Annotated in this window: 24 protein-coding genes and 1 pseudogene; 19 read left to right on the forward strand and 6 right to left on the reverse strand. The window is 49.9% G+C overall.

The annotated features are described in order from the left end of the window. The first annotated feature begins 6 nt into the window (after window positions 1-6). The 6 genes and pseudogenes from M4D81_RS03530 to M4D81_RS03555 all read left to right on the forward strand — a co-directional run bounded on the left by M4D81_RS03530 (window position 7) and on the right by M4D81_RS03555 (window position 8,599). Window positions 7-2,006: pseudogene (locus M4D81_RS03530) on the forward strand (DHH family phosphoesterase). Next, window positions 2,003-2,446, forward strand: coding sequence for a 50S ribosomal protein L9 (gene rplI, locus M4D81_RS03535; RefSeq protein ID WP_071219349.1), 444 nt, complete (start codon window positions 2,003-2,005; stop codon window positions 2,444-2,446). The pseudogene M4D81_RS03530 and the gene rplI overlap by 4 nt, the downstream one beginning before the upstream one ends. 1 nt (window position 2,447) lies before the next feature. Beyond that, window positions 2,448-3,812 carry a replicative DNA helicase gene (dnaB, locus tag M4D81_RS03540; RefSeq protein WP_071219350.1) on the forward strand — a complete coding sequence of 455 codons (1,365 nt, stop codon included), beginning with the start codon at window positions 2,448-2,450 and terminating at the stop codon, window positions 3,810-3,812. A 376-nt stretch (window positions 3,813-4,188) separates the two neighbouring features. After that, the gene (locus M4D81_RS03545) at window positions 4,189-5,478 is read left to right on the forward strand and encodes an adenylosuccinate synthase (RefSeq protein WP_260064478.1); all 1,290 of its coding nucleotides are present in this window, start codon (window positions 4,189-4,191) and stop codon (window positions 5,476-5,478) included. 593 nt (window positions 5,479-6,071) lie between these two features. After that, window positions 6,072-6,758, forward strand: a complete 687-nt coding sequence (locus M4D81_RS03550; RefSeq protein ID WP_260064479.1) for a hypothetical protein — start codon at window positions 6,072-6,074, stop codon at window positions 6,756-6,758. 272 nt (window positions 6,759-7,030) lie between these two features. Continuing rightward, window positions 7,031-8,599: a M23 family metallopeptidase gene (locus M4D81_RS03555; RefSeq protein ID WP_260064480.1), complete on the forward strand. Its 1,569-nt coding sequence runs from the start codon at window positions 7,031-7,033 to the stop codon at window positions 8,597-8,599. Window positions 8,600-8,895: 296 nt separating this feature from the next. Here the strand turns inward: M4D81_RS03555 and M4D81_RS03560 are convergent, their stop codons facing one another. Then, window positions 8,896-9,165 carry a hypothetical protein gene (locus tag M4D81_RS03560; RefSeq protein WP_260064481.1) on the reverse strand — a complete coding sequence of 90 codons (270 nt, stop codon included), beginning with the start codon at window positions 9,163-9,165 and terminating at the stop codon, window positions 8,896-8,898. 657 nt (window positions 9,166-9,822) lie between these two features. Between M4D81_RS03560 and yycF the strand changes: the two genes are divergently transcribed. From yycF to M4D81_RS03585, 5 genes are read left to right on the forward strand one after another with little or no spacing between them, the layout of a single operon-like run. Next, window positions 9,823-10,554 (forward strand): response regulator YycF, encoded by a 732-nt coding sequence (gene yycF / locus M4D81_RS03565; protein ID WP_071219355.1) that lies wholly within the window; start codon window positions 9,823-9,825, stop codon window positions 10,552-10,554. Continuing rightward, window positions 10,554-12,383 (forward strand): cell wall metabolism sensor histidine kinase WalK, encoded by a 1,830-nt coding sequence (gene walK / locus M4D81_RS03570; protein ID WP_260064482.1) that lies wholly within the window; start codon window positions 10,554-10,556, stop codon window positions 12,381-12,383. Before yycF ends, walK begins: the two co-directional genes overlap by 1 nt. After that, the gene (locus M4D81_RS03575) at window positions 12,380-13,660 is read left to right on the forward strand and encodes a YycH family regulatory protein (RefSeq protein WP_260064483.1); all 1,281 of its coding nucleotides are present in this window, start codon (window positions 12,380-12,382) and stop codon (window positions 13,658-13,660) included. Before walK ends, M4D81_RS03575 begins: the two co-directional genes overlap by 4 nt. 35 nt (window positions 13,661-13,695) lie before the next feature. Next, window positions 13,696-14,445: a two-component system regulatory protein YycI gene (yycI, locus tag M4D81_RS03580; RefSeq protein WP_071219358.1), complete on the forward strand. Its 750-nt coding sequence runs from the start codon at window positions 13,696-13,698 to the stop codon at window positions 14,443-14,445. A 7-nt stretch (window positions 14,446-14,452) separates the two neighbouring features. Next, complete coding sequence (locus tag M4D81_RS03585; RefSeq protein WP_071219359.1) at window positions 14,453-15,256, forward strand: MBL fold metallo-hydrolase; 804 nt, start codon at window positions 14,453-14,455, stop codon at window positions 15,254-15,256. A 225-nt stretch (window positions 15,257-15,481) separates the two neighbouring features. On the opposite strand, the gene M4D81_RS03590 is transcribed toward M4D81_RS03585, so the two are convergent. Further along, window positions 15,482-15,745 (reverse strand): alpha/beta-type small acid-soluble spore protein, encoded by a 264-nt coding sequence (locus M4D81_RS03590; RefSeq protein WP_194540257.1) that lies wholly within the window; start codon window positions 15,743-15,745, stop codon window positions 15,482-15,484. A 1,123-nt stretch (window positions 15,746-16,868) separates the two neighbouring features. On the opposite strand from M4D81_RS03590, the gene M4D81_RS03595 reads away from it, so the two are divergent. From M4D81_RS03595 to M4D81_RS03605, 3 genes are all read left to right on the forward strand, one after another. Next, window positions 16,869-18,236 (forward strand): S1C family serine protease, encoded by a 1,368-nt coding sequence (locus tag M4D81_RS03595; RefSeq protein WP_071219360.1) that lies wholly within the window; start codon window positions 16,869-16,871, stop codon window positions 18,234-18,236. Window positions 18,237-18,652: 416 nt separating this feature from the next. Beyond that, on the forward strand, window positions 18,653-18,820 hold the full coding sequence (locus M4D81_RS03600; protein WP_006207301.1) for a CxxH/CxxC protein: 168 nt from the start codon (window positions 18,653-18,655) through the stop codon (window positions 18,818-18,820). A 269-nt stretch (window positions 18,821-19,089) separates the two neighbouring features. After that, a complete protein-coding gene (locus tag M4D81_RS03605) occupies window positions 19,090-20,124 on the forward strand; it encodes a GTP-binding DUF697 domain-containing protein (RefSeq protein WP_260064486.1) in 1,035 nt (344 codons plus the stop codon). 107 nt (window positions 20,125-20,231) lie between these two features. On the opposite strand, the gene M4D81_RS03610 is transcribed toward M4D81_RS03605, so the two are convergent. From M4D81_RS03610 to M4D81_RS03620, 3 genes are all read right to left on the reverse strand, one after another. Beyond that, window positions 20,232-20,525 (reverse strand): hypothetical protein, encoded by a 294-nt coding sequence (locus tag M4D81_RS03610; protein ID WP_071219362.1) that lies wholly within the window; start codon window positions 20,523-20,525, stop codon window positions 20,232-20,234. 108 nt (window positions 20,526-20,633) lie between these two features. Next, complete coding sequence (locus M4D81_RS03615; protein WP_397376658.1) at window positions 20,634-21,086, reverse strand: HEAT repeat domain-containing protein; 453 nt, start codon at window positions 21,084-21,086, stop codon at window positions 20,634-20,636. A 57-nt stretch (window positions 21,087-21,143) separates the two neighbouring features. After that, window positions 21,144-21,305, reverse strand: a complete 162-nt coding sequence (locus M4D81_RS03620; RefSeq protein WP_074961815.1) for a DUF3934 family protein — start codon at window positions 21,303-21,305, stop codon at window positions 21,144-21,146. Window positions 21,306-21,569: 264 nt separating this feature from the next. Here M4D81_RS03620 and M4D81_RS03625 point away from each other — a divergent pair, with 264 nt between their 5' ends. The 5 genes from M4D81_RS03625 (at window position 21,570) to M4D81_RS03645 (ending at window position 24,997) form a co-directional block, all read left to right on the forward strand. Next, window positions 21,570-22,148, forward strand: a complete 579-nt coding sequence (locus M4D81_RS03625; RefSeq protein ID WP_113058505.1) for a TetR/AcrR family transcriptional regulator — start codon at window positions 21,570-21,572, stop codon at window positions 22,146-22,148. Between the two features lie 77 nt (window positions 22,149-22,225). Then, window positions 22,226-23,350, forward strand: coding sequence for a cytochrome P450 (locus M4D81_RS03630; protein WP_260064488.1), 1,125 nt, complete (start codon window positions 22,226-22,228; stop codon window positions 23,348-23,350). Window positions 23,351-23,619: 269 nt separating this feature from the next. Next, complete coding sequence (gene rlmH / locus M4D81_RS03635; protein ID WP_071219366.1) at window positions 23,620-24,099, forward strand: 23S rRNA (pseudouridine(1915)-N(3))-methyltransferase RlmH; 480 nt, start codon at window positions 23,620-23,622, stop codon at window positions 24,097-24,099. Between the two features lie 171 nt (window positions 24,100-24,270). Further along, the gene (locus M4D81_RS03640) at window positions 24,271-24,729 is read left to right on the forward strand and encodes a hypothetical protein (protein WP_260064489.1); all 459 of its coding nucleotides are present in this window, start codon (window positions 24,271-24,273) and stop codon (window positions 24,727-24,729) included. Between the two features lie 49 nt (window positions 24,730-24,778). Then, window positions 24,779-24,997 (forward strand): hypothetical protein, encoded by a 219-nt coding sequence (locus tag M4D81_RS03645; protein WP_260064490.1) that lies wholly within the window; start codon window positions 24,779-24,781, stop codon window positions 24,995-24,997. Between the two features lie 198 nt (window positions 24,998-25,195). Here M4D81_RS03645 and M4D81_RS03650 read toward each other — a convergent pair whose 3' ends face one another. Next, window positions 25,196-25,561 (reverse strand): hypothetical protein, encoded by a 366-nt coding sequence (locus tag M4D81_RS03650; RefSeq protein WP_260064491.1) that lies wholly within the window; start codon window positions 25,559-25,561, stop codon window positions 25,196-25,198. Window positions 25,562-25,779: the final 218 nt, after the last annotated feature.

Raw genomic sequence — 25,779 nt, forward strand, 5'->3', positions numbered from 1 at the left:
TGAGTCATGCCTAAATTTCTGCAGAAGCGCTGGCACGGCTATCATACCGTCTGGGCGTTTGCGCTGGTGCTTCTGCTTGTTATATTTCTGTCGTTCTACAATACCATTCTGGGGCTGGTCGGTCTGCTGCTTGCGGTTGCAGGCGGCTATGCCATGCTAAAGACGGAGATGAAATTCCGCCGCGAGCTGGTCGATTATATTGGGGATCTGTCATTTCGGATTCAGCGGGTCGAAGGCGAAGCAGTCAGCGTGCTGCCTTTTGGCATTGTCCTGTACAGCGAGGACAAGACCGTGGAGTGGCATAACCAATTCGTGGTCAATATGTTTCCGCAGCAGTCGTTGGTCGGCGTATCCTTAGAGGAGCTGTTTCCCCAGCTGGTTGTCGCGATAAAGGAAGCTCAAGAGAAGAAGGATAACAAGGAGAAGCTGCCGAAAGAAATTCGTCTGGAGATCTCCCACGAGGATAAGTTCTATGGAGCAACGGTCATTCCGGATGAGCGATTAATCTATCTGGATGAGATTACCGAGCTGGCCGTGCTAAGGCAGCGGTATGAGGATGAGCGATTGGCCTTGGGCATTATCATGATGGATAACATCGATGAAGCCTCGCAGGGGATGGATGATCAACAGCGGACGGCACTGATTGCGAAGGTAACCAGTGAGATTACCGATTGGGCGCGTGAATTTAACGTCTATTTGCGGAGACTTTCCTCGGACCGTTATTTGATGATGCTCAACCACAGGTCGCTTGATGCGCTGGAGAACAGCCGTTTTCTCATTTTGGATGAAGTCCGGGAGATGACCGCCGATCTGAAGGTACCGCTGACGCTAAGCGTTGGTCTTGCTTTCGGTTCAGACGACATCACGGAGCTTGGGCAGTTGGCACAATCCAGTTTGGATATGGCACTGGGCCGCGGCGGAGATCAGGCAGCTGTCAAAGCGGGCCAGAGGCTCTCCTTCTATGGCGGTAAATCCAATGCAGTGGAGAAACGGACGCGCGTAAGAGCACGCGTTATCTCCCATGCGCTGCGCGATTTGATGCAGGAGAGCGACAAAGTGATCATCATGGGGCATAAGCTGCCGGATATGGACGTGGTCGGCGCTGCAATCGGTATACTGAAAGCAGCCCAGATGTATAAAGTGGAGGCTTATATCGTGATGGAGGGGATGAATCCGTCCATATCGAGGCTGATGGAAGAGGTCCGGAAGGACGAAGCCTTGATGAATCGATTCATCTCCACCGAACAAGCGATGCAAATCATGACAGAGCATACATTGCTCGTTGTAGTTGATACGCATAAAGCCTCCATGACGATGGAGCCGCGGCTGGTTCATCGCGCAAGCCGGGTCGTTGTAATGGATCATCACCGGCGCGGAGAAGAGTTTATTAACGATGCGGTGCTGATCTATCTTGAACCGTATGCCTCATCAACCTGCGAGCTGGTTACGGAGGTGCTGCAGTATATTCACGAACGGGTATCCCTTACACCGGTTGAGGCAACGGCCTTATTGGCGGGGATCACGGTGGATACGAAGCATTTTGCCCTCCACACGGGATCGAGAACGTTCGAGGCTGCCGGTTTCCTGCGTCGTCACGGAGCCGATACAATGATGATTCAGCGGGTACTCAAGGAAGATCTGACAGAATTTATAGCGAAGGCAGAAATCGTGAAACATGCTAGAATGGTATATGACCATATCGCCATTGCGGTTTCGAAGAGCGGGGAGCCCATGCCGCAGCTATTGATCGCTCAAGTGGCGGATATGCTGCTGAATATGACGGATGTGCAGGCATCGTTTGTCATAAGCGAACGCACAGACGGCAAGATTGGCATTAGCGCCCGCTCCATGGGCAAGATGAATGTTCAGATGATTATGGAACGTCTCGGGGGAGGCGGCATTTAACGAACGCCGCAGTACAACTGGATACGACGCCTGAGAAAGCCGAGGAGAAGTTGATGGAAGTACTGAAGGACATCGAAGCGAAAGAGGGGTTATTTGAATGAAAGTCATTTTCATAAAAGATATGAAGGGTCAAGGCAAGAAAGGTGAAGTAAAGGAAGTTTCGGAAGGATATGCAACAAACTTCCTGATTCCGCGTGGGGTCGCTCGTCCGGCAACCGACGGCAACATGAAAACGCTGGAGCAGCAGCAGGCTTCCGAGGAGAAGCGCAAGGCTCAGGAGAAGGAAGAAGCACAGGCGCTCGGCAAAAAGCTGGAAGAGATGACGGTTGTCCTGAAAGCTAAGGCTGGAGAAGGCGGCCGTCTGTTCGGCGCCATTACCAGCAAACAAATTGCTGAAGCGCTGGCAGGACAGAAGATCAAAATCGACAAACGCAAAATTGAACTTAGTGATCCGATCCGCAGTCTGGGTGTTACCCAGATTCCGGTGAAGCTGCACCCTGACGTCAAGGCGACGCTCAAGGTTCAAATTACGGAGGAGTAATATGGGAGGAGAACTCTATTTCGATCGGGTCCCCCCGCAGAACCTTGAGGCAGAGCAGGCGGTGCTGGGTGCCATTCTGCTGCAAAGTGAAGCGCTGATTACAGCGATGGAGCGGGTGCAGGCCGAGGACTTCTACGACAAAACGCATCAGATGATCTATGAAGTTATGGTGCAGCTCGGGGAAGGCAATCAACCGATCGATCTGGTGACCCTTACATCTCTCCTGCAAGATAAAGGGCAGTTGGAAGAGGTCGGTGGTGTCAGCTATTTAGCAAAGCTGGCCCATGCGGTTCCGACGGCTGCGAACGTGGATTATTACGCCCAGATCATCGAAGAGAAATCGATGCTGCGGCGGTTGATTCGCACCGCAACACAGATTGTCAGTGAAGGATATACCGGAGGAGAAGATGTATCCGGTATGCTCAGCGAGGCGGAGCGGCGCATTCTCGAAATTTCCAATCGACGCACGGGCAGCGGATTTATTGCGATCCGCGACGTGCTGATGGAAGTATTCGAGAAGGTGGAGGTTCTCCATCAGAACCGGGGGAATACAACGGGAATTCCATCCGGTTTCGTGGACTTGGACAAAATGACAAGTGGATTCCAGCGCAACGACTTGATCATCGTAGCTGCCCGTCCTTCCGTAGGTAAAACCGCGTTTGCATTGAATATTGCTCAGAACGTGGCCATTCGCGCCAAAGAAACCGTGGCGATCTTCAGTCTGGAGATGTCAGCGCCGCAGCTCGTACAGCGTATGATCTGTGCGGAGGCTAACCTGGATGCAGGAGTCATGCGTAACGGTGATTTCAAAGGTGATGAGGATTGGTCCAAGCTTACGATGGGCATCGCAGCCCTGTCGGAAGCCGAGATCTACATTGATGATACACCGGGTGTTACGGTTGCCGATATTCGTGCGAAGTGCCGTCGTCTGAAGAAAGAGAAGGGTCTTGGCATGATCCTGATCGATTACCTCCAGCTCATTCATGGACGCGGCAAGGCCGGGGAGAACCGGCAGCAGGAGGTATCCGAGATCTCGCGTACGCTTAAACAAATCGCCCGTGAGCTTGAAGTGCCGGTTATCGCGCTGTCACAGCTCAGCCGGGGCGTGGAGCAGCGTCAGGACAAGCGTCCGATGATGAGTGACCTTCGGGAATCCGGTTCGATCGAGCAGGATGCCGATATCGTTGCGTTCTTGTACCGGGATGATTATTACAATCAGGAAACCGAGAAGAAGAACATCATCGAGATCATCATTGCTAAACAGCGTAACGGTCCTGTAGGTACGGTGGAACTGGTCTTCCTGAAGAACTTTAATAAATTCGTCAATTACGAACGAACGCATGCCGATGCCTTTGCTGCCGGATGACGCGTTACAGATTAACCGACCAGGCAGACATCTGCGATATCAAGTATAAACTTCGAAGCTTGGGCCTTCCTGATATCGTAAGAAAAGCTTCCTCTAACCGCGGTCTGTCTTCTGAGAAAGTACGTCGACAGTCGTTTTTCTTATGGCGGTTCCCCGAATAATGCTGCAATCATTCGATAATCTTGTCCTAATTCCGAACAATCGTACACACTGATGTGCGATTGTTCGTTTTTGTATTTGACTTTAAAAATGGGGACTGTTACACTGGTATTGCTGCTTTAGTGCAGTGAGGTTGAAATTTAATCAGTTTGTAAAGGTTATTTCACAGTGTTTCGCGAAATATTAAGGGTGTAACAGCCCGAGCGGAGGAATGAATATGTCAACGGTAGTCGTTGTGGGAACACAATGGGGAGATGAAGGGAAAGGGAAAATCACGGATTATTTAGCTGAAAGCGCTGACGTGGTAGCCCGTTACCAAGGCGGCAACAATGCCGGCCACACCATTCTGATTGACGGTAAAAAATTCAAGCTTAGCTTGATTCCATCCGGAGTATTCTATAAAGATAAAACCTGTGTGATCGGAAACGGTATGGTCGTTAACCCGGCTGCACTTATTGAAGAGATTAATTATATTCATGATAACGGGTTCAGCACGGATAATCTGGTAATCAGTGATCGTGCTCATGTTATCATGCCTTATCATATGGTATTGGATGCTCTGGAAGAGGACCGCAAAGGTCCGAACAAAATCGGTACAACCCGCAAGGGGATCGGCCCTTGCTATATGGATAAAGCTGCACGTAACGGCATCCGGATCGCAGATCTGATGGATGCTGAAGAGTTCGAACTGAGGCTTCGCCATCTGGTGAAGGAGAAGAATCAAGTCATTACCCAGGTGTATGGCGGGGAAGCACTCGATGTTGAAGAAATTTTAACGCAATACCTGGAATACGCCGAAATCATTCGTAAATATGTGCGTGACACTTCCGTCATCCTGAATGATGCGATCGATGAGAATCAAAAAGTATTGTTCGAAGGCGCGCAGGGCGTCATGCTGGACATCGACCAAGGCACGTACCCGTTCGTTACGTCTTCGAATCCTTCTGCCGGCGGTGTATGTATCGGCTCCGGTGTAGGACCATCGAAGATTCAGCAGGTGATCGGTGTGGCTAAATCCTATACGACCCGTGTAGGGGATGGACCTTTCCCAACGGAGCTGGACAATGAAATTGGGGCGTATATTCGGGAAAAAGGGCATGAATACGGCACGGTAACCGGACGCGCTCGCCGCGTAGGCTGGTTCGATAGCGTAGTTGTGCGCCATGCCCGCCGTGTGAGCGGAATTACCGGCTTGTCCCTGAACTCGCTGGATGTGCTGAGCGGTCTTGAGACCGTTAAGATCTGTACCGCATATAAATTCCGCGGCGAAGAGATTACGCATTACCCAGCAAGCCTGAAAATGCTTGCCGAGTGCGAAGCGATCTATGAAGAGCTGCCAGGCTGGAGTGAAGACATTACCGGCGCCAAAACGCTGGAAGATCTGCCGGAGAACACCCGCCGCTACGTAGAGCGCGTATCCGAACTGACCGGCATTCCGATTGCCATCTTCTCTGTGGGCCGCAACCGGGAGCAGACGAATCAAGTGCTTCCGATTTACGAGAAATAATCTAGCGTTGGACCAAGAGTAGAGAGACTAGAAGTTCAACTTCAACGATTAGATAGGTTTATGAACCTGCCGATGATAGTATCGGCGGGTTTTTCTTTTTGGCAAAGAAGGTGGAGACCAGAACGCATCCTGCGATAACATTGATGCCTAAATGTGGAAGAATTTGTCCCTTCCTTTGAAGAATATTATCCCTTAGCCGGTTGTCCATCCACCCTATAATGGAGAGAGACATAGAGGACAGCACGCTGATAATTTGGAATTGGGGCTAAAGGCAGCGGGTATATGCAGTCAGATCAATATAGGGGGACAGAAACCATATGAACTCAATGAGGCGTGTGGCCTTCTTGAGAGCTGGACAAGGTACACGATCCAGCATAATAAAAACCGGATTCATCTACTAGGTTTGCTAGGGATGGTTCCGGTTTTTTCATTTTGGAATGGGCCTAAAACTAACGGAATCATGAAATATATCAAATGGAGGTAGAAAAAATGAAGGAAAGAGGATTGAAGCGATTCTGAGCCGTCAATACTGGAAAAAGAAAGCAATTATCGCCATGTCATTTCAGAACATGTAGGAGGAAGGAGGAATACGGATGAAGTGGACGAAATGGCTGTTGAAAGTTAGCTTGACCGCCATCCTGGTGAGCACGCTCACGATTGTGACAACAGGCATCGTGGTCAATGCCTATATTCAATCGGTGTTGTCCAGTTTTAACATTCAGCTGGAGACGGAGCCGATGGGGGTTGGAGGTATCATGAAGTCGATGCTCGGTATGGGCTCCGGCACCAAGCCAGATGTCGGTAGTGTCAACCCCGCGGTGGATAACAATAGGGCAGAAGATAAGAATGCCACGTCTGATGAACCAACGCCAGGGAGCGGCTTGGATCGTGATGGAGGGGCACAAGAGGATGACGAAGCGAATTCGAACCCGGCGGGAACGACGGGTGAGCCGCCAGCTGATGAAGAGGCACCTGACAATTCCTTGCCGGTAATGGGCACGAACACGACAGAGCAGCCTAACGATACCTCGCTGGAAGATCAGGAGATTGTGATGACGCCGGGGGAAATTGTGGATCGGAAGGACAGTTTGCCAACAGAGGAGAAAGAAGAGATTTTTACCCTGCTGATGAATAAACTGCCCCAATCGGAAATGCAGAAGATCTCTGCGGCGATGGAGGATGGACTGACTGCAGCGGAACTTGCGGACATCGAGCAGGGCATATCCAAATATTTGAATGCCGAGGAATTCGATAAACTGATCACCATGCTTAAAGAATAACGGTATAACGACTATCAGGCCCATACTGTCACTGTTTTGTCACTGACTTGCGGAGGTTATAAAGTAGGGAAAATCAGGAAACCCGTGCCCAGCGCGGGTTTTTCGCTGTTTTCGTAAACTTGAAATGATTGTAATGGCTATGTTAAAGTATACGAAGATCGAAAAGGTTAAAATTTTGATACCTTTTGACAGGTTGTGTCATAATCAATACTAAGTCAGCGAGTTCAAATGAACAGATTCTTACATATGAACAAGGCTTAAAGGAGAGAGACATGAAAGGTTCTAAGGGGAAACGGTGGATGGACAGCCTCTTGCGGAAGCAAGCAGCCGATTATTCTGCCCACAATAACAACTCGAATCGAGAGCCCTCGGAGCCGTCGAATCCACAAAAACGGGGATGGACTTCACCGCGCAGGTGGATTTGGATATCGGCAGGGGCATTGCTCATAGCAGGAACGATATATACGGGCGGAAAAGCGTATGTGAACGCGAATACGGTTCCGTTCTATCATGTGTATGTAGATGGAAAAGCGATCGGTACCATTCAAGATGATGCCCAGCTTGACCAGCTGCTCAAAGAGAAGCAAAAGGAGTATCAGCAGGAGCACCCTGACGTACTTATGGTGCTTCACACCGACGGCATTACAACGAAGGCTGATCGTTCCTTTAAACCAGAGGTGAACAGCGAGGAGACTCTCCAAAAGCTGGATAACATGCTGAAGGCATATGCCCGCGGCGTAGAGCTGAAGGTGAACGGCAAGACAGTTGCCATCGTGAAGGATCAGCAGGCAGCCAAAGCTGCCGTCGAAGCGGCCAAGCTGAAGTTCGCTCCCGCAGCTGCCCAGGAGGAGAAGACCCAGAGGGTCGCTTTCACGAAGACGTCCGCATCGGCATCGAGCAAGAAGAGCGATGACGGAAGCGGGCTTCAGTCCGTGGAGATTAAGGAGAAGATCTCGCTTGCCAACACGAAGGCCGACCCGAACAAGGTGCTGGACGTGGAAGAAGCGGTTAAAGTGCTTACGGGCACGAAGGACAAGCCGGTGGTATATACGGTGAAAGAGGGAGATACGATCTCCTCAATTGCGCAGCATTTTGGCATGAAGTCTGCTGACGTCATGGCGCTGAATCCCGGACTGGAGGAGAAATACGTTCAGATCGGGGCCGAGCTGCAGGTAACGAAACCGGAAGCACCGCTGACGGTAAGAACGGTGGAGACGGTGTCGGAGAAGCAGCCAAGCAAGCCGGAAACGATTGTCCGCAAGAGCAGCGAGCTTCCTTTGGGGAAACGAAAGGTCGTTCGTCCCGGGCGGGATGGCGTCAAAACCGTGGATTACATCGTAACCAAAGAGAACGGCAAGGTCATCTCTAAGCAATGGACAGGCCAACAGGTGGTTCAGGAGTCCCTGCCGGAAGTGGTGTATAAAGGCACCAAGGTAGCGCCCAAGAAAAAAGCGGCAACGGTGACCCAGAAATCCAGCGGCAGCATGTTCGCATGGCCGGTCAGCGGGGCACGCATTACGAGTTCCTACGGTCATCGCTGGGGAAGAAGCCATGAAGGTGTCGATATGGTTGGCGGAAGCACGATTATGGCTGCCGCTTCGGGCAGAGTGGTCTTCGCCGGTCAGCAGAGTGGTTACGGCAATGTCGTCATTGTCGATCACGGCAATGGATACCGCACCCTGTATGGGCATATGAGCAGGATTTCCGTAAGCAACGGACAATCTGTTGGACAAGGCTCCAAGCTGGGCGTCATGGGCAATACGGGCCGTTCTACTGGAACTCATCTCCATTTCGAAGTACAAAAAAATGGAGTTGCTCAAAATCCGATGAATTATCTGTAGTTCTGTGTTATACTAGATAAACCAATGCGACATAAGCCATTATTGGTTCATATATCATAATAGTGAAGATGGCCGCTCCTTAACGGGGGCGGCCATCTTTGCGTCTTAAACAGGTGGATGTAATGGGGATGTGGGACAGAACGGGAAATATCCGCAGTGGTGGCGCAAGCGGTATCCTTCTCCGTCGCTGTTGAATTCGGAAAATAGGAATGTTGCGTAAGCTGAGATTTTCCGAATCCAAAGGCGATCGCTATCGCTCTCCGAATGACACCGCTCGCTGCTGCGAAGGTTTTCCCTTATCTGTCGAATCCATCCCCGTGCTTTCCGCTGCGAAGCGGGTGGCCGCCCCCTGAATCGGGGCGGCAGTTGGGAGGTGGAGTGGGTGGGACAGAACGGGAAATATCCGCAGTGGTGGCGCAAGCGGTATCCTTCTCCGTCGCTGTTGAATTCGGAAAATAAGAATGTTTCGTAAGATGAGATTTTCCGAATCCAAAGGCGATCGCTGCCGCTCTCCGAATGACGCCGCTCGCTGCTGCCGAAGATTTTCCCTTATCTGTCGAATCCATCCCCGTGCCTTCCGCCGGGAAGCGGGTGGCCGCCCCCTGAATCGGGGCGGCCGTTGGGAGGCGGAGTGGGTGGGACACATCAATAAAAACTATTCTCTTCTATAGGCGTAGACTAGGAGATTAACCAACGATAGTATCGCTACTGCAATAAACATATTAAAGGATACAGCGTCGCCGCTGGTTCTCAATTCATCTGCAAGGTAACCTATTTGAAAGGTCAGATGAGCGGATACTGCCAAACTAATAAGGGTAATTATTGCGATTGTAAAACCATTGATTACTTTAGGGCGATTCCGAAAAATCATGATGAACAATGTGATGATCAGAATGAGGATAAACAAAATATATATGGGTCTAAAATGAGTAACTATATTTGTACTTTCCATCCAAACAACTCCTCCCTGTACTAATAGATTGAGCTCTCAATTTTAACTTAAATAAGATGGAAGAACACCCTTCGAAAGCTATATTCCATCATAATCCAGTATAGTTATAAACTTCAACCGCTGAAAACCACCACTGAATCGGGTCAGCTAGGAGCGGTGGGTGTGTAGCGGCGGCAGGTGTGGTAAAATGGGAAGAAGACCGTTTAAGTGTGAGTTCGAAGAGGGACTTTTAAACATCCTCTTTATGTGAAGGTATGAGGTGAACAGGACAATGCAGGGAACCATTCTGGTGGTGGATGACGAACAACCCATCGCCGATATTTTAAAGTTTAACTTGGAAAAAGAGGGCTATGAGGTCATCTGCGCTTTTGATGGCATTAGCGCGGTGGAGATTGCGCTTACGAAGCGGCCGGATTTAATGCTGCTTGATTTGATGCTGCCCGGAAAAGACGGAATGGATGTGTGCCGCGAGGTACGTGCCGCGAACCTGCAGATCCCGATCATCATGCTGACGGCAAAGGACGGGGAGATTGACAAGGTGCTTGGACTTGAGCTTGGCGCGGATGATTACGTGACGAAGCCGTTCAGCACCAGAGAAATATTGGCACGCGTGAAGGCGCATCTGCGCCGTCAGCAAAAGCCGGACAACTCAGCGGATAACACAGGCGGCACAAGTGCAGGCGGACAAGGCCTGCGGCTGTTTGAGCTGTTCATTGATACCGATATGTACATGGTATATAAAAGCGGGGAAGCGCTAGATCTGACGCACCGCGAATACGAATTGGTGTATTATTTGGCCCGGAATGCCGGTAAAGTGATGACTCGTGAACATTTGCTGCAGGCGGTATGGGGGTTTGAATATTTCGGCGATGTGCGGACCGTGGATGTTACGATTCGCCGACTTCGCGAGAAGATTGAAGAGAATCCGAGCAAGCCGGAATATATTCTGACTCGGCGCGGACTGGGCTACCTGATGCGCAGCGCTAAAAACGGAGGCCTGTAATGAAGTGGCTGTCCTTCTTCCGCACCATTCAGGCGAAGGTCATCATCATTTATGTCCTTCTCATACTGATCGCGATGCAGCTGATCGGGGTGTATTTTGTCAGTGCGATGAAGAACTCGCTGACCAGCAATTTCACGAAGGACTTGCAGGAACGCGCAGAGCTGATGTCGGTTCTGGCGGCCAAGACCCTTGGCGGCGAGAATGTTACGGAGGAGAACCCGTATGATAGCCTGCGCGTCATGGTGAACAATCTGTTCAATCTGAACGGAGCCGAGATTCAGGTACTGGATTCCACCGGACGGGTATTGACGACCTCGCTGCCCTCCCATGCCGATTACGTGAACACGAAGAACACGCAGACGGTTGTCAGCCGGGCATTGCAGGGTATACAGGATAATGAAGAGTATATTATCGATGATGATAACATCCGCAAAAAAGTGGTGGCCAAGCCCGTCATGTACAACGAGAAAATCGTCGGCGCGATTTATATCGTAGCCAGCATGAGCGAGCTGTACAGCACGATGCAGCGGATCAACAATATTTTTATATCGGGCATTCTCCTGGCCCTTGGCTTGACGGCGGTGCTTGGCGTCATCCTGTCGCATACGATCACCAACCCGATCAAGGAGCTGACCAAGCATGCCCGGGCCGTCGCGGACGGCCGGTTTACCGAGAAAACGCCGGTGTTCGGCAGCGATGAGATCGGCCAGCTCAGCCAGGCGTTCAACTATATGACCAGCCGTCTGCGCGAAGCCCTCTCGCAGAACGAAGAAGAGAAAGAGAAGCTGGCATCGATTCTGACCAATATGAGTGACGGCGTTATCGCAACCGATGAAGCGGGACGTGTCATCCTGATGAACCGGCGCGCCGGGGAAATGCTGGGCGTGGAGGGAGAAGAGCTGGCAGGACACGATATCGTTTCCCTCCTGGGTCTTGAGGAGTCCGAATCGGAGGCGCTGGCGCGCAGCGAAGGGCATGATTCCAAGCTGCTGGAAATTGTGCCGCGCGAGGGCAGCGAACCGTTCATGATGCGTGTGACCTTTACTCCGATTCATCGGCGGGAAATCGGCATCACCGGTACGATTGCAGTGCTGCAAGACGTTACGGAGCAGGAGAAGCTGGAAGCGTCGCGGCGGGAGTTCGTGGCGAATGTATCCCATGAGCTGCGTACGCCTCTGACCACCATCAAGAGTTATACCGAAGCGCTGGAGGATGGGGCGCTGGAGGATAAACAGATGGGGCCGCGATTTGTCGGCGTCATCCAGAATGAGACCGGCCGGATGATCCGGCTGGTAACGGACCTGCTGCATCTGTCACGGCTTGATTCCAAGGAGGCCGCTCTGCATAAGGAGCCGACGGACATTGTGGAGATGCTGGAGGACGTTGAGGACCGCTTCTCATTCCAAATGAAACAAAAGCATATCCGCACCATTATTGAGGTGAAACCGGGCGTATCGACAGCTATGCTGGACCGGGACGGTATTGATCAGGTTCTCGACAATCTGATATCCAATGCCCTTAAATATACGCCAGACGGAGGCACTATCACCATGGATGCGAGCATAACGGAGGAAGGCATGCTGTCCTTATCGGTAAAGGATACCGGGATCGGAATTCCGAAGAAGGATCTGGACCGGATCTTCGAGCGCTTCTACCGGGTGGATAAGGCCCGGACGCGCAATTTAGGCGGAACAGGTCTCGGATTATCCATTGCCCGGGAAATTGTCAGGGCACATGGAGGTTTTATTATTCTTCAATCCGAGCTGGAGAAAGGCACCACGGTGACCTTCACCTTGCCCCTGGATAACGAGGGGAGGGCATTAACGTGAAGGAGCGATTAAAGACCATTCTGTTGGTTGTGCTGGTCGTGGGCAGTTTGCTGCAGAGTTACGTTTTGATTTTCCGCTTTCCGGGCAGTGATTCGGTTGTGCAATCCAAGAACGCCTATATCCGAACAGAAGAAATGGGCCCGGAGGAAAAGGCCGAGAATCTGCTCTTCCCCGACAAGATGGTCATTCATCTGGGCGAAGACCAACACACGGTGTTCTATCCGAACGATACGTTCTACAATCTCGTGTATAACCGGCTCAAAGGCCGAACCTTTGACAATTTCCAGCGTCGGATGGTCAGCAACATCGACTGGGCCAAGGTTCGCTCGGAGAATCGGGGCATTGAGCTGAGCTTTGATTCGGGCATTCCGGTTACGCTGCTCCAAAGAGTGATGCAGATCGTCCCGGATACCCTGTTTGAAGGGGAAAGCATCAATAAAATATGGCTGTACAGCGTGGAAGGCGAAGCGAAGATCCATGTCATGTTTTTCAGTACAGAGGGCGATGTGGTCTACGAAGCCGCGCAGGCGGATTTGACTGTTCAGGATGTGGATCAGCTGGTGGACTTCGGGCTGAGCTGGACGCCGTATAAGATGGTGGATGGCCGGTATTATACCCCGGCGAAGGAACTGAATATGGTCAGCATGGAACTGCCCATTGGCGAATATACGGTAGAGCAGATGCAGCGGAGCCTGTTCTTTGACCCTAGCATCACGCGCAATATCCGGGAAAAAGACGGCTCGGAGATTTATACAGACAGTAAGCGGAGCCTGCAGGTGGATCAGGGGCAAAAATGGATCAGTTATACCGATCCGGCTGCGCCGCCATCCGGTGAGAGCAGCCCCGGCAAGGATGTGCTGTCGGCCATCGATTTCGTGAATCAGCACGGGGGCTGGAATGGCACGTACAGGCTGGCTAAGGCGGGTGAATCCGAGGATCGAACGCTGGTAAAGTTCCAGCAGTACTATGGCGGATTCCCGATCCTGAATACACCGGGCTTCCAGTATGGCGTCATGGAATTGGATTTACAGCAGGGGACGGTAACCTCGTATGAGCGCTCGCTGTTATATCTTGAGTCTGCTGCCTTGAAGAAACAGATGGTGAAGCTGACAGGTGGCGAGGCCTTGGAGGCGAAGCTGAAGCCTTATATGGAGGGAAAGAATGTGGTTATCGGTCTGGATCCTGCCTATTTACCGGTGCGTGCGGGAGAAGGGTTGCTGCTTAAGCCTGTATGGGCCTTGGAGCTCCAGAACGGGTCAGTTATCACATTCGAATAATGATAGAGATCGTTATTGAATAAGGAGGGAACATCATGGATTGGGGCCGTGCCAAAAATGTATTGATTTACGCGTTTTTGCTGCTGAATCTGGTGCTGGGCTATCAGCTCTGGATGGATTACCGCGAGCAGGTCGGCTCCAATCTGGATTTCACCTCGCTTTCCGAGAGCACGCAGCAGGTGATTGAGGAGAATAGGATTCAATTGCTGAGCCCGATTCCGACGGAAACGCCGCAGCTGCCCAAGATTAATTATATCTACAGCGCGGAAGCGCAGGGAGGGCCGGTAGGGCTGGAGCAGCCCATTGACACGGAGCTGATTTATGCCGATGAGAAGGAATTGCGGAATGCGCTGGAGGGCAAGATCAAGGATCTCGGGAATTATCGCCATGATCCGCAGTCGGATAAAGAGAATATCATTGTCTTCCGGCCACTGGTGCAGAAGGAATGGCCGCTGTTCAATGTGGAGCTGGAGTTCATTTACGAATCCCAGAAGATCCATGCGTACCGGGAGCCGGTGTTTGAGATTATGCCAACCGACGATATGGAGGAACAAAAGGTTCTGCCCGCATCCAAGGCTTTGGAAACGCTCATTGAACGTAACTTCATCCCGCCCGATTCGGCGGTAAGGGACATTCAGCTGGGCTATTACGGACAGTTGTTTAATACGGAGGACCAGTTAGCAGCACCAACTTGGCGGTTTACATTGGATCATGGCGAGATGATCTATGTACAAGGGATCAGCGGGGACGTGCTGACGCCAAAAAGCGATACGACAAAGGAGTAACAAGACTATGGGGATTTCATTTTCCGTGCTGTCGAGCGGCTCAACGGGCAATGCGACCATTGTCCGCAATGAGGATACGACACTGTTGATTGATGCGGGCTTAAGTGCACGGCGCATCGATGAGTTGTTGAAAGAACGCGAAATGATGGGGGAAGAAATCGACGGGATCCTGGTCACGCATGAGCATTCGGATCATATCCGGGGGCTTGGCGCGGTGGCGCGCAAATACAATCTGCCGATCTATGCGAATGAGAAAACATGGGAAGCGATGAGCAAGTCGCTGGGCAAGATTGCGGAAGAGAACCGGATTGTGCTGGAGAGTCATGAGGTCAAGGATTTTGGCACACTGCGGGTGGAGCCTTTTGAAATATCCCATGACGCTGCGGCACCGGTCGGTTATTGCTTCTATGACGGCGACGAGAAGCTGGGCGTCGCGACGGACCTCGGTTATGTCAGCGATAAGGTGAAGAAAGCGCTGGATGGATCGGATGTCCTGGTGCTGGAAGCCAATCACGATATCGAGATGCTTCGGATGGGACGCTATCCGTGGAATACCAAACGCCGGATTCTCGGCGATATGGGACATTTGTCGAATAATTCGGCAGGCGATGCCTTAAGCGAGCTGCTGACGGGGGATACCAAACGAACGTATCTGGCCCATCTCAGCCTGGATCACAACATGATGGAGCTGGCGAGAATGACCGTCCGCGATACGATGGAGGACCGAGGCTGCTTCTTCAAGGATAGCGAGTTTAAATTGTGTGATACGTATTATGACCGCCCGACCCCTTGGGATAAGGTCGGCGAATAGGCATATGGTCGACAGCCATCCAAGGCATGCCCCGGATCATACACCGTACGCACAGGGAGTTTAGATAACGACATTCTTACCAATGAAGCATTCCTTTTTGAGCAATTTTACTATTAGTTATCAATATATAGGCATAACAAGACCAGCCCCACGATCATAGGGAACTATGGCGTGGGGCTGTTTTGCAGTTTAAGGGATACTGAGTTCCGAGAGACGAGGCTCGTTCTAACGCTTGCTAAGACTCTCTTGTGCCATACGCACCATCTCCCGGACCATGGAACCGCCAATCGCACCGCCGACTTTACCGGCCTGCTCGGTGGTCAGGTCCCTGTTGTCGCCCGGTTTAAGAGGGACACCGAGTGACTTGGCCACCTCATATTTGACGTCCTGCTGTCTCTGCGGGTCCACTTGATAGCCTTCGTTCCGCATGACGTCGGTCATGAACTGCTGCATTTCGGGACTCCGGCGCCGTCTTGATCTTCTTGCCATCCCATAACCCTCCTTGCAATAGTTTCCCCTTCATAACATTCCCTGCGGGGCACCGACAGATGAATGGATAACCTAACCAGTTCAAACATGAGGGAGAGCTGAAGAGAATGGAACCGAGGCATTCGAGTAGTGGAAACGGGATAGGCCGATCTTGTCTGTAGGAGCAAAGCGTAAGGAGGCGGCTGGAAGTATTTTTTCAATGGATGGTGTAGGAAGAATAAGTTGCGGGGAATCCAAATAGGAATGATGTGTGGGTCCCGGAGATTCCTTCAACGTTGCGGTTCAAAAGGGATCGATTTCGTCATGCAAGACCGACGGTTTTTGCCATTTTCTTTACACAATTGTCCGGTAGTATGTTAGGGGGGGAGTGCGCGAATGAGGGTGGCAGGCAGTTGGGAATAGCGGATATGCCGGAAGAGAGGAATTTGGATCATTAGAGAAAATCCCTTCATAATGGAACCGTTTGGTCGGCTGTTACGTATACAAGGTTAATATGTTCATCCTGACTATTCGTTGTTATGGATTGAAGAATCTGTCATTGTACCGACCCTTAAAATTGCCATCAATTTGGCATTTGTTTTTATCAAAGAAAGCTGACGTGAACCTCTGTTCGTGTGGTACAATAGGAAGACTAGAAGGTCTGAATGCTTCTGTTAAGCACTTGCATCGAACAAGGCACCAGGCATTTTGCATTTTTAAAATAAGGATGGCCCAAGTTTTCCCATCTCTTTTTAGAAAAAACAGATGTTTCGCGCTTAAGTCGCCCTGTTTGTGGTAATAGAAGAATACAGGGTTTTTTTTGAACTGTCGGGTGGGAATACATACCTTTTATGGAACCAGATTTCAGGCAATGGATTGAAATATGGTTGGTAGAGCGATATTTCGATAAAAGTTCAAATAGAATGCCTAAAAATGCAACTTTTTGGGCCGCTGAATAGTCTTTACAGTAGAGAGATATTTAACAGGTGGCACGCTGCCGATTTCATAGGAAGCTAGATACACTCGGTATAGGGCAGGTTGTTATGACGACAAGATGATTTCATAGGTCAGTCGGTAATGGCGGAGGGTCTGAAGCTGGTAAAGTATCTTGACGCGTAGCAACCAAGGGGAGAGAGGGATCGCAATGGGATTATTTGACGATGATTTCTATTCAACTAAAATTTCCAGACGGAGCAAAAATACCAGCGAGGACCGACCTGAGCGAACGAAGTGGCGGACGACCCGCCGTAAAAAGGGTTTATCCACATTCCAGATTTCCGCGATCAGTTCTGTGTGCAGTGCTCTGATTGCGGTGATGCTGTTTAGCTTCATAACAGGCCATCCTGCGACCTCTTCACCGGTTACCTTGATTAATGGCAGCCATCAGCTGTCCAAGTCCGATGGGGATCCCTATGAACGGATTGTTAGCGTTGCTCAGAAGGTGCGACCGGTTGTTGTCAGTGTGCTGACACATAAAGAGACCGCAATGCCAGAAGAGGAAGGTCTTGAGGGAGAAGGGTTGGAAGAGGATTTCGGTGCCCTGCCAGAGGAAGAAGGGGATTTTGAGCTTCCGGAGGGATTCGACTTCGGTGAGGATTTTGATTTCGGAAATGATTTCGGCGGCTCACAGGAAGACACCTTGGGCTCTGGCGTTATCTTCAAGAAACTCGAGGGCAAAGCCTTTGTGATTACGAATAACCATGTGGTTGATGGTGCCGATTCCCTGGAGGTTGTGCTGGTAGGCGGCGAGAAGAAGAAGGCGACCTTGGTCGGCACAGACAAAGTTAGTGATATTGCCGTTCTGTCGATTGACAGTAAAGGCATCGGAGAAGTTGCAGAGTTTGGGGATTCCTCCAAGCTTCGCCTCGGTGAAACCGTCATCGCCATCGGCAACCCGCTCGGCCTGGGTGACACGCTCACATCCGGGATTGTCAGCTACACGAACCGCGTAATACCGGTATCCCTGAATCAGGATGGTATCTATGATTGGGAGCAGGAGGTCATTCAGACCGACGCCGCCATTAACGAGGGGAATAGCGGGGGCGCTCTAGTGGATTTGAACGGTAAAGTTATCGGCATCAATACGATGAAAATCGCGGACACCGGCGTAGAAGGGCTTGGGTTTGCGATTCCGGTCAATGAAATTACGGAGATTGTAACCGAGCTGATGCTGAAGGGGCATATTGCACGCCCTTATCTCGGCGTATATACCGTGGACTTGGGTAATCCGTATGCTCCGCTGAGCAAGAAAGAGAAAGAGGACCTCAAGTTGCCGAAGACGGTAACCGAAGGCGTGGTCGTGCTGGATGCGCTTGGACCTGCGCTGGATGCGGGTCTGCAGCTGAATGACGTGATCGTCAAGCTGGATGGCAAGCCGATTACGACGACGCTAGAGCTGCGCAAGCACCTTTACTATAACACGAAGGTAGGCAAAGACCTGGACGTGACCTTCTATCGTGACGGCAAGCTGCAGTCGCTGAAGGTGAAGCTGGAAGAAAAGCCTGGAGAATAAGGCAGGCTGGATCGGTGACGTGGTTGGCCCTGAATCACTGCGGATTTTTTAGGGTGAACGTGCTTGTCCATTGTTTCGTGCATCATTTCATGGGTATATATAATGGTTAGCGTTGAATAGTATCCAATATAGAGAGATTTGAAAAAGGTTAGATAAGAGCCGTGAAACGGTCGCGAAGAAGAGCGTGGATTACGCTCTTTTTTTGCTGTCCGCATAGAAATGATGGTGGGTCATAAGGACTTTTGATGTGAAATCCATGGATAGACAGGAAACTTTTGTGGATTGAGATCCGGCCGGGATGAGCAAATGGGTTAAAAACATTTCTTTTTCTCGTAGAGTGTGGTAGAACAGAAGAGTGGCTATACTGGTTTGAAGATAAACACAACATGAGGCGAAAGATAGAAAGGATGCATAGAATGTACGTCGTATGCAAGGAACATGTGGAACTAGCGATCGAAAATTTCGTGGATGAATATGAGGATGCCCCGGATATTGTTGATCTGAAGGAGACCGAGTTTTCGGACTGGGACCCACCGGTGAAGTGCGCGGAGTGCGAGAAGCATGCTGAGTTTTTAGTTGTGTAACGTGATTATTTTAATTAAATAAATAATGCAAATAAGAAAGCGTGATGATTTCACGCTTTTTTTGTTTGGAATTTCTGTGTTCGCGCTATCCTACATGAGCAGCCTTTTCATTGAGGGGGCGAAGAGGTAAATAATAAGTACGGCCAAACATTCCGATCATTGTCTCTGGAATGAGCAACCGGCTTCGTTGTACAGACCTTCATAGTGTATGATGGATGTATAGATTACAACGAGGCGCGATAACCTATCGTGAATGGAGACGATCAGAAATGGGTGACTACAGAAGATCATGGGAAGACGAGATCAACCGGGCAGCTGATGAGGCCTATGAGAAGGAAATGGATGAAATCAACCGTCAGCTGAAGCAGGAAATTCTCATCGCTCTGATTGGTGATGTGAACACAGGCAAGTCCTCTACCATGAACCGGATCGTGGGTGAAGAGGTCGCTGGCGTCGGGGCAGAGCCTGGAGAAACGACGGAAATTAAACCGCATAAGTACAAGGAACATATTTACTTCATAGATACACCCGGGTTGAATGATGTGAACATCGCGAACTCGGAGATAACCTTGAAATACTATAAACAAGCGGATATCGTTCTATTCTTCCTGAACGCTGCCGGCACTGTCTTCTCCGAGGCGGAGAAGAAGTCCTTCGAGATGATTCAGGCCGTGAACACGAACATCTTGATCGTGCTGAACAAAATTGACGCTGCAGATGAGATCGACCGTCTGGTGGCGCGGATCAAGAAGGAGACCGGAGGTCGCTATGAGGTTGCGCCGGTATCCTCACGGACGGGTGAGAATATCGACCGGCTGCGAAGCAGCATTCTGGAGATGCTTAAAAAAAAGTCTAAAGACATTCTCTTTGCCAAAAGCATCAAGGAGAAGTCTGCTACTGCCAACGGATGGATCATCGGAGCCTCGATCTCGGCAGGAGCGGTAGGCGCATCACCTATTCCGGGATCGGATATTATTCCGATTACCGGCATTCAGGTGAGCCTGCTTACCAGGCTTGCGGTGCTGTACAATAGGCCGATCAGCAAAGAGACGGCGAAGGAACTGGTCATCGCTACGATATTCGGCAATATCGGCAAGAGCATTTTTCGGCAGATCGTGAAGGTTTTCCCTGGAGCGGGATCGGTTGCCGGAGCGACGGTAGCGGGCGCCACTACCCTGGCGTTGGGATATGCGGTCAAATACGCTTACGAGCACAACATTGAGATCAATACGGCGAATATTACGAAGCTCTATAAGAAGTTCAGGGATAAGGCGGAGACGGAATCGGAATCCAAGTCCGAGTGAGCGTGGAGAATCATGTCATATCCTAGTACAGATGGCGAATGGAATAGAAAAAGGGGCCTTGGGGCCCCTGATCATAGCTGCGAGATAGCAGCGACATTATCATTGATTTACTTAATGGCAGCCGCGTAATCGGCTTTTGCCTGCTCCAGCATCGATTTCCAATCCGGAAAATCGGTTTCTCTTGAAACATGACGGTCAAACAGTTCATCCGGAATGTTATCGATATCTTCGTGCGTTTCCACTTGGAAGTTACCTTTTACGACAAAATCCCCAAAACTGCTGTGGGATGAATGTTTACGCATAAACGATTCATTGAACAGCTTTTCCAGAGAGATGTTATCCGGATCCTCCTGTACCGATTTTTGGCCTTGTAATTCCTTCAACAGATCATCAAACGACATGGGCTTTTGCTTTCTCAGAGTACCACTCCTATAACTAATATTTGTGTTCAGTATAACATAACCGGATTTCTCATATACATAGTCAGCTCCGGAAGGCTTGACGCGCTGTTATCGTCTTAATAACGAGGACCAGGTTTGCTCCAGCCAGTGATCAAAATCAGCGCCTTTGTCACCTTCGTACGTGTCGTAGATGTCGACCCTCATTTTTTTTAATTTCTCTTTGAAGTCTTCATACGAGTGGTCACGGGGAAGACTTTTTTTGATGCGCAGCAGCACCTTCGAAACGTCCTTCATCAGCTCGCCTTTGGGTCTTTCCGGCATCTGCACGTCCTCCCCAAAGGCCAGAAGTTTACGATAGGCTGCCTCTCGCACCTGATAAACCGCATCCGTATTCAGTCTATGCAACAAAATATCAATGGATTTCTGATTTTTCCAATTTCCTAACGCTTCCACCGCATCTAAACGTTCTCTCCAATTGGCGTTCCGGTTGGCGGAGCTTTTGAGCTCCTCATAATTCTCGGGCATATCCGCTATCAATTCTTGATTGTCCAATCCGTTCATCTCCTTCATTATGATGTATCAGGTCGATCTGTACCATATGTTCATTATGGGGTACCTTTATGATTCTCGGCTTTCCGATGTACCGTCTGCCTGCTTGGCCCCTTTACTGGTATAAGGTTTAGGTTTACTCTTCGCTCTTCTCGCACTTGCATCCCAGCGGCTCCAGCCCTTCTTGCCCGTGCCTCTGCCTGTTCCGCCCTTGCCCTTGGATTTACTCAATCAATCACTCCGTTACGGTATATTCTTGTCCCTATATGCTGATTGTTTACCAGCACTGTTGAAATATACACTGTATTGGGCCATATGTATAGGATACCACGGAAATCAGCATAAGAATCGAAATATAAGGGCAAGAATTCCGGTATTGGTGTAGGTAGTCTTTCGGTTGACTAATTTTTCCCAGCGTGGTATGTTATTTTTGAACTGACCAGTCAGGACAAGAACAATGAACTGAAATATAGATGTGAAAGGGCCGATCCAACTGTGAGCAAAGATAAAATTATCCAAGCAGCCATTGAAGTATTCTCCGAGAACGGATATCACCGCGCAAGCATGGACGAGATTGCCGCCCGCGCACAGGTCGCCAAGGGGACTCTGTACTATAACTTCCCGGGTAAATCCCAGCTCTTCAAGACGGTGGTGAAACAGGGCTTCGAAGATATCATGCAGCGGACGGAGGCAGATCTGAATTCCTCCCTGCCAATGAAGGAGAAGATGGAGCGCACGATTCGCCATCATCTGGATCTGTTTCTCGAATCCCGCCATTTCTCGCACATCGTGTTTAATGAGATCTCGAACGGTATCGAGCAGGATGTCCTGGATGAGTTAAAGGAGCTGAAAAGGAATTATTTAAGCTTTCTGGCAAGGATGATTGAGGAAGGGCAGTGTGAGGAGAACCTGTGCCGTGCCGTTGATCCCGACTTGGCCGCTGCCAGCATAGTCGGTACGCTGGAGAGTACCTGCAATTATTACCTGAATCATCAAGATCGGTATTCGCGGGAGGATCTGGAGCGGTTTGCCTTCACGATGATTACCCAAGGCCTGTTTATATCGCTTGAATGAGCAGGGCCTTCTTTTTTTAATTATGTATAACTGACCAGTCAGTTCAAATTTTGCGATGGAAAGCGAAGGTGTTAAGCATGGAATGGAATAAGAACGGTTTACTCCCGCTGGAATGGTTCCGCCAGATGCGGACGGAATCCCCGGTAACGACGATGGATGGCAATGGAGCATGGAATGTCTTTAAGTACGAGGATGTCAAAGCCGTCTTCACGAATTATGAAGTGTTCTCTTCCCAAGGGGGCTCTTCTACCGATGATCCCATTGAATCCAGTGTTCTTCGGCAGGATCCTCCGAAGCACCGTCAGCTGCGTAAATTGGTATCCCATGCTTTTACGCCTCGCATGATCGAATCGCTTGCTCCCAAGATTCAGGAGATTACGACATCCCTGCTGGACGAAGCGGAGAAGAAGGGGAAGATGGATATCGTGGCCAATCTCGCAAGCCCGCTGCCGATCACGGTGATCGCGGAGATGCTCGGCGTATCGATGGAAGATCGGGAACGATTCAAGGCCTGGTCGGACGCGTTGGTGGGTGACAATGGGGATGCTTATTATCAGTGTCAGCGGGAGATGAGCGAATACTTCTCGGAAATTGCCGAGGACCGCCGTCGCCATCCACAGGAGGATCTGATTACCAAGCTGGTGGAGGCGCGTATCGACAATGAACACCTCACCGAACTGGAGATTATCGGGTTCTGTATTCTCCTTCTCGTAGCGGGTAATGAAACGACAACCAATCTGATCTCATCGGCCGTGCTCGCCTTCGACAGTCTGCCTGAGGTCCGTGCAGAGGTGCTTGGAGACTCAGCGCTGCTTCCAGGGGCATTAGAGGAAGTCTTCCGTTACTTCTCCCCTGTACAAGTGATGTTCCGCAGCGTAAAGCAGGACACGGTGCTGCGGGGGCAGGAGCTGAAGCAAGGGCAGTACGTTTATATCTGGATGGCCTCGGCCAACCATGACGAGGATGTGTTCGATCAGCCGGATGTATTCAACATCCACCGCAACCCGAACCCGCATCTGGGCCTTGGAAGCGGCATTCATTACTGCATGGGCTCCCAGCTGGCCCGTATGGAGTCCCGCATTGCCCTTCAGACTTTGCTGGACCGTTATCCCGAATTTCGTCGTGATCGCTCGGTAGAACTGGCACGGATGGATAGCACGATGATGTTCGCGCTGAAAGAGCTGCCGATCATTTTAAAATAGATAGGAAGAGAAGAGCCACTCTTAGGGAGAGTGGTTTTTTTTCGATAATTGATGTAAGTTGGTCAAACTCGGTCGAGCAAGCTTAGAAGTAAACGAGTTGGCGATTCTCAAAACTCTAATGCTCCGCTGGATTGATTTTGTATTGAAAAGGAAATGTGGGAGCTTGCTGTAGGAAGGCGGGTCGGGGGCTGTGTATGTCCTTTAATTGGTGGCGGTACAATGTTAGAATGAACGACATAACAGCAGAGTTTAAGGAGCGAAAATACGCCATGAATATACAGATGGTATGCGTAGGCAAGTTGAAGGAGAAGTATCTGGTGCAGGGCATTGCCGAATACAGTAAGCGTCTTGCGCCTTACGTGCGCCTGTCCGTGCACGAAGTGCCGGATGAGAAAGCGCCAGAGAACATGAGCGAAGCGGAAATGCGCCAAGTGCAGGAGAAGGAGGGCGTGGGCATTCTCAGCCATATCAAGCCAGACACCCATGTCATCGCCCTCGCGATCGGCGGCCAGCTGTGGTCCAGCGAGGACCTGGCGGCCCATATGGACAAGCTGGGCACGTACGGGACCAGCAACGTGGCTTTTGTCATCGGCGGCTCTAACGGCCTCTCCGAGGACGTCTTGAAGCGCGCCCAGACGAAGCTTAGCTTCGGGCGGATGACCCTGCCGCACCAGCTGATGCGGCTGGTGCTGGTGGAGCAGATTTACCGGGCGGTGAAGATTAATCGGGGGGAACCGTATCACAAGTAGGGCGAAATTTCATAACTTCACTTGCTGAGCAGATCATATCTTGGGTCGTAAATCATCATTCTAAATGTTCTAGATTTTCAAAATGATAAAATATAAAAATTAGAATTGACTAGAACAAGCAAATGAATTAATATAACATCAGAGGAACATTTTGAATCTGGAGGTAAGAATATGCAAACGACATTCCAAGTGGATCTAGACAACGAAAGGGAAGTGGAGAATTTAAGGCAGTTACTGGAGTTGAGACTTGAACAGCTCCGAAGTGAACGCGGTGAATCGCTGAACGGCCAGGGTGGAATTGGAGAAAGTGCAAACAGAGCAAATGAAAATTTTAATAACATTCAAATTCTCCAGAAGTTTGTTAGCGAGGCTTCACCAAATCAACACGAAGTTCTCAAATGGATGAAGGAGCACCCTGGTGAGGTTTCGGCTCATGTCCTGAAGCGTGATTTGCCGTTCTTGGCACCCCAGGGGGCACTTCCCGGTGTTTTTCGACCCGGCAGATGGCAAAGGCTCTCTGGTGGAACAAAGGATGGTTTTCCATTCTTGCAAATTGCTTGGAACCATGTTGAAGGTTGCGGGATTTATAGAGGCCTAACAGTAGAAGAAGCGGAGATTCTGGATTTGTGAGGATCAAAGGCATTTATTGAAGAATTGTAGTTATGAAAGGATGGTAACGATGAGCACTCTACCAAAAAACTACCGTAAACGTTGGACCCAGGAGGAGAATGAAAAAGTAAACGAATTTGCTGACAGTTTGGGTTCTCAACAAGAGCTTGCTGAACGCGGTCCGGATTTTGCTGCTTTGATTGGAAGGCCGGTAAGTACAGTACAATTTAAAGTTGAGAAGCGAAGAGGATGGTACAGTAGAAATACGAATAAACCTTCGAAAGAGTGAATTTAAGCTGGTGTCGTGCCAGAGGGGCTTTTCCGGGTAAAGGAAAGGCCCCTCCATTGCTCAGTGCTTTTTGCAAAGGAAAATCTCTGCTGCTATATTGGAGGTGTTAAGGTGAGGGCTACTCTAAGAAACGTGTTTCAGGTTCTCAATAAAGAAGAGATCGCCGCTACTTCAATCGATCCTTCACAATTAGAATGACTATATACCAAACTTCCTATCAAGTTCTTTTGCAATAGACCACCCTGCGGCTTCAATCATTGTAATGCTGATTGTTGGGGCAACAACTTGACCAAGAAAGGGAACAAATTTGGAGAGTTCTTTAGTTAATGTCTTGATCGGTTGCTTCAACATTGTATTTTTTATTGCAGTTATTGCAATTCCTTTAGCAGCCTCCTCTGTAAGATTTCCGCCAAACACACCAGCTAAACTCATTGTCATTGTTGTCATAGCCACTATGTCTGCAGCAATACCAACTCCAGGTACAGGTATTAAATTACCCCCGCCTGCTCCGATAGCGGAAGTATGAATAATTGCATGACACTTTTTTTCTTGATCACTAGTCAATACGTTCACCTTTTCTTTGAAATTGTCAATGATACTATGGAATTATCTTCTTTCGGCAGACTAATCCAAAAATCCTTCTTAAAGGAATAAATTTCCCGAATTTAGCTCTAAGAACTAGATTTAAGATTGAAAAAGGTTCCCCAACTAATTTGGTGGGCTGTGGGTTTCGATAAGCTGTTTTGGAGGTTATCATGTGAATCCGGTAAATTGGTGTGGTC

The sequence above is a fragment of the Paenibacillus sp. p3-SID867 genome (genome assembly GCF_025142895.1).
Classification (GTDB): Bacteria; Bacillota; Bacilli; order Paenibacillales; family Paenibacillaceae; genus Paenibacillus_AQ.

Bases quoted from the DNA above. Each gene is read 5' to 3' on its own strand.
- dnaB (WP_071219350.1), top strand. From the start codon at position 2,448: ATGGGAGGAGAACTCTATTTCGATCGGGTCCCCCCGCAGAACCTTGAG.
- M4D81_RS03630 (WP_260064488.1), top strand. From the start codon at position 22,226: ATGGAATGGAATAAGAACGGTTTACTCCCGCTGGAATGGTTCCGCCAG.
- M4D81_RS03600 (WP_006207301.1), top strand. From the start codon at position 18,653: ATGTACGTCGTATGCAAGGAACATGTGGAACTAGCGATCGAAAATTTC.
- M4D81_RS03550 (WP_260064479.1), top strand. From the start codon at position 6,072: ATGAAGTGGACGAAATGGCTGTTGAAAGTTAGCTTGACCGCCATCCTG.
- M4D81_RS03610 (WP_071219362.1), bottom strand. From the start codon at position 20,525: ATGTCGTTTGATGATCTGTTGAAGGAATTACAAGGCCAAAAATCGGTA.
- M4D81_RS03560 (WP_260064481.1), bottom strand. From the start codon at position 9,165: ATGGATTCGACAGATAAGGGAAAATCTTCGGCAGCAGCGAGCGGCGTC.
- M4D81_RS03615 (WP_397376658.1), bottom strand. From the start codon at position 21,086: ATGAACGGATTGGACAATCAAGAATTGATAGCGGATATGCCCGAGAAT.
- rlmH (WP_071219366.1), top strand. From the start codon at position 23,620: ATGAATATACAGATGGTATGCGTAGGCAAGTTGAAGGAGAAGTATCTG.
- M4D81_RS03645 (WP_260064490.1), top strand. From the start codon at position 24,779: ATGAGCACTCTACCAAAAAACTACCGTAAACGTTGGACCCAGGAGGAG.
- M4D81_RS03555 (WP_260064480.1), top strand. From the start codon at position 7,031: ATGAAAGGTTCTAAGGGGAAACGGTGGATGGACAGCCTCTTGCGGAAG.
- M4D81_RS03605 (WP_260064486.1), top strand. From the start codon at position 19,090: ATGGGTGACTACAGAAGATCATGGGAAGACGAGATCAACCGGGCAGCT.
- M4D81_RS03545 (WP_260064478.1), top strand. From the start codon at position 4,189: ATGTCAACGGTAGTCGTTGTGGGAACACAATGGGGAGATGAAGGGAAA.
- walK (WP_260064482.1), top strand. From the start codon at position 10,554: ATGAAGTGGCTGTCCTTCTTCCGCACCATTCAGGCGAAGGTCATCATC.
- M4D81_RS03590 (WP_194540257.1), bottom strand. From the start codon at position 15,745: ATGGCAAGAAGATCAAGACGGCGCCGGAGTCCCGAAATGCAGCAGTTC.
- M4D81_RS03595 (WP_071219360.1), top strand. From the start codon at position 16,869: ATGGGATTATTTGACGATGATTTCTATTCAACTAAAATTTCCAGACGG.
- M4D81_RS03640 (WP_260064489.1), top strand. From the start codon at position 24,271: ATGCAAACGACATTCCAAGTGGATCTAGACAACGAAAGGGAAGTGGAG.
- rplI (WP_071219349.1), top strand. From the start codon at position 2,003: ATGAAAGTCATTTTCATAAAAGATATGAAGGGTCAAGGCAAGAAAGGT.
- M4D81_RS03585 (WP_071219359.1), top strand. From the start codon at position 14,453: ATGGGGATTTCATTTTCCGTGCTGTCGAGCGGCTCAACGGGCAATGCG.
- yycI (WP_071219358.1), top strand. From the start codon at position 13,696: ATGGATTGGGGCCGTGCCAAAAATGTATTGATTTACGCGTTTTTGCTG.
- yycF (WP_071219355.1), top strand. From the start codon at position 9,823: ATGCAGGGAACCATTCTGGTGGTGGATGACGAACAACCCATCGCCGAT.